Origin of the sequence: Streptomyces sp. NPDC017991 (genome assembly GCF_044328075.1) — a bacterium.
Taxonomy (GTDB): domain Bacteria; phylum Actinomycetota; class Actinomycetes; order Streptomycetales; family Streptomycetaceae; genus Streptomyces.
On record NZ_JBIRGP010000048.1, the window covers coordinates 1 to 3,074 of the forward strand.

Annotated in this window: 4 protein-coding genes; 3 read left to right on the plus strand and 1 reads right to left on the minus strand. The window is 73.6% G+C overall.

Features of this window, described 5'->3' with window-relative positions:
* The first annotated feature begins 420 nt into the window (after positions 1-420).
* Positions 421-951, plus strand: a complete 531-nt coding sequence (locus tag ACH4DZ_RS44970; RefSeq protein ID WP_398295608.1) for a hypothetical protein — start codon at positions 421-423, stop codon at positions 949-951.
* A 135-nt stretch (positions 952-1,086) separates the two neighbouring features.
* Entirely contained in the window at positions 1,087-1,569 is a 483-nt protein-coding gene (gene mscL / locus ACH4DZ_RS44975) for a large conductance mechanosensitive channel protein MscL (RefSeq protein WP_398295610.1), read from the plus strand.
* A 79-nt stretch (positions 1,570-1,648) separates the two neighbouring features.
* Here the strand turns inward: mscL and ACH4DZ_RS44980 are convergent, their stop codons facing one another.
* On the minus strand, positions 1,649-1,831 hold the full coding sequence (locus ACH4DZ_RS44980) for a hypothetical protein (RefSeq protein WP_398295611.1): 183 nt from the start codon (positions 1,829-1,831) through the stop codon (positions 1,649-1,651).
* Positions 1,832-1,917: 86 nt separating this feature from the next.
* Here ACH4DZ_RS44980 and ACH4DZ_RS44985 point away from each other — a divergent pair, with 86 nt between their 5' ends.
* Complete coding sequence (locus ACH4DZ_RS44985; protein ID WP_398295613.1) at positions 1,918-2,946, plus strand: P1 family peptidase; 1,029 nt, start codon at positions 1,918-1,920, stop codon at positions 2,944-2,946.
* The last annotated feature ends 128 nt before the right edge of the window (positions 2,947-3,074 follow it).

Consider the following 3,074-nt stretch of genomic DNA (forward strand, 5'->3'; position numbering starts at 1 on the left):
GGGGGGGGGGGGGGGGGGGGGGGGGGGGGGGGGGGGGGGGGGGGGGGGGGGGGGGGGGGGGGGGGGGGGGGGGGGGGGGGGGGGGGGGGGGGGGGCCCCCCCCCGGGCCGAGGTGGTGGGAGCGGGCCGTGCCGGTACGTCGAGTCCGCCGCCCCCGGGTGTACGGCTGTGAGTTCTGAGGGCGCCGCTTCCTGGAGGAGCCCTACGCGGCGGACTTTCGACGTACCGGCACGGCCCGCTCCCGGGTCTCGTCGCCGGGTGACCGCTGGGCCGCCTTCCCGTCCTGCGCGGGGCGGAGTCTCCCGTTCGGGTGGTGGGGTTTTCCACAAGTGGGGGGCTGTCCACGGGTGTCGGCGGGAATCTCGGTGAGGCTGCAGTCTGGGGTTCGAAAGCGATCTCCGACCGCAGGCGGTGGTACTCGTGTCGCAGTTGTCCTCCTTCCCGCGTCCGTTGGGCACGGACGTTCCCAGCACGTGCCAGGTACCGCACTTCGCTCCTGTACGGGTGCGGGGTGGGCGGTATCAGTTGCGCCGGCTGGTCCGGTGCCGGAGACGGGCTCTGGCGGCGGGGCTGGCCGTGACCGCGGCGGCCCTTGTCGCGGCCGGGCCGAGGGAGGTGGCGGCACGGGGCGCGGGGCCGCCCCGGCCGGTGGTCGACTCCGTGCGGGAGCGGCGGCCGGTCGAGATGGTGACGGCGCCCGTGCGGATCGCCGACGGTGCGACCGTGCGGCTGCTCAGGCCCGGTGACCGGGTGGACGTGGTCGCGGCCGAGGAGTCGGCGGCGGGTGACGCACAGGTGGTGGCCCGTGGGGTGCGGGTGACGAAGGTCCCGGAGTCCTTGGACAGCGTGTCCGAGGGCGGGGCGTTGATCGTTCTGTCCGTGCCCAGGAGGACTGCCGCACGGTTGGCCGGGGCAGGTGTGACCTCGCGGCTGGCGGTGACCTTGTGCTGAGCATGATCAGGCGGGTTGTGGTGTGGCTGTCAAGTCGCTCGTTGGAGGTAGGGAATTGGACAGGGCCGCCGCACCCTGACGTAGGTTGCGGAGCTGTTCATTCCACAGTCTGTGCAACCGAGAAGGATCCCCCTGGTGAGCGAGAAGAAGAAGGACCCGAGCATCTGGGACGGCTTCAAGGCCTTCCTGATGCGCGGGAACGTCGTCGACCTGGCTGTCGCGGTGGTCATCGGCGCTGCCTTCACCAACATCGTCAACTCCGTGGTGAAGGGCGTGATCAACCCGCTGGTCGGCGCCTTCGGCACCAAGGACCTCGACAAGTACAGCTCGTGTCTGAAGCACCCCTGCAAGTTCGACGAGGCGACGGGGACCGCGACCAATGGCATTCCCATCATGTGGGGAACCGTCCTCAGCGCGACGCTGACCTTCGTGATCACCGCCGCCGTCGTCTACTTCCTGATGGTGCTGCCGATGTCCAAGTACCTCGCCCGGCAGGCGGCCCGCCAGAAGGCGCGGGAGAACACGCAGGAGGTGATCGAGGTCACCGAGCTGGCGGTCCTGAAGGAGATCCGCGACGCCCTGGTGGCCCAGCGCGGCTCCGGACAGGGCGAGCGATAGGGGCGGGCTTCGGGGCGGTGGCCGACGCTGTCCGGACCGGTCGCTGGACGGCCGGCGGTCGGCTGGGGCGCGGGCGGGATCAGATGTGGTGGGGCGGCTTCTCGTCCAGGAAGCGGGCCAGGTCCGCGGCACTGTCGCCGGTCGGCCTCTCGCCCCACCCGCGGTCCGTGTCGTCCTCGGACGGCCGGCTCAGCGGGTCGTCGAAGACCAGCGCGGCCTTGGGCTCACGCGGTTCTGGGGTGGGCGCTCCGGCTTCGCTCATACCTTCAGGGTACGCGCAGGCGCGCGTGCGGCCGGGCGTCCGCGGAGGTCTCCTCTCAGGATGGGGCCGGGGTCGACACTGGCCCCATGACTGTTGACGCTCTGACCGATGTGACCGGGCTGCGTGTGGGGCATGCCACGCGGATCGGCGATGGCTGGCTCACCGGAACGACGGTCGTCCTGGCCCCGGAGGGTGGCGCGGTCGCTGCCGTGGACGTGCGCGGCGGCGGACCCGGTACCAAGGAGACCGACGCGCTCGACCCGCGCAATGTGGTGCGCAAGGTCGAGGCGATCGTACTGACCGGCGGCAGTGCGTTCGGGCTGGACTCGGCGACGGGCGTGATGGCCTGGCTGGAGGAGCGGGGGCGCGGGGTGCGGGTCGGCCCCGATCCGCACCATGTCGTGCCGGTCGTGCCGGCGGCCTGCGTCTTCGATCTGGGCCGGGGTGGCGACTTCCGGGCCCGGCCGGACGCGGCGACGGGCCGCGAGGCCGTGGAGGCCGCGGCGGCGAGCGAGCAGGGCGCGCCCGTACGGGAGGGGTGCGTGGGCGCCGGGACCGGGGCGGCCGTCGGAATGATGAAGGGCGGGGTCGGCACGGCGAGTGCCGTCCTCGAATCGGGGATCACGGTGGCCGCGCTCGTCGTGGCCAATGCGGCGGGGTCGGTGCTGGAGCCGGAGAGGGGGGCGCTGTACGGGGAGTTGGTCCAGGGGCAGCTGGGCTGTCCGGCCGCGGAGGTTCACCGGGCGGCGCGGGTGCGGCTGGCGGAGGCCGCGGCGAAGAACTCGGTCCCTCCGCTCAACACCACGCTGGCGGTGGTCGCCACCGACGCCGACCTGTCGAAGGCACAGGCCCAGAAGATGGCGGGCACGGCACACGACGGCATCGCGCGAGCCGTCCGGCCGGTCCATCTGCTGAACGACGGCGACACGGTGTTCGCCCTCGCCACGGGCGCGCGCCCACTCGCCGCCGAGGACCCCCTCGCCCTGAACGAGATCCTCGCCGCGGGCGCGGACCTGGTGACACGCGCGATCGTGAGGGCCGTATGGGCCGCCGAGTCGGTGGAGGGGCCGGGCGGAGTGTGGCTGTCGCATGGGGAGTTGTACGGGAGGGGGTAGGGGTGGGAGGGGGGCGAGGGGGTGGGGGGGCGGCCCCCCCCCCCCCCCCCCCGGGGGGGGCCCCCCCCCCCCGGCGGGGGGGGGGGGGGGGGGCCGGGGTTTGCCCCCCCAGTAACCGGGTTGTGTTG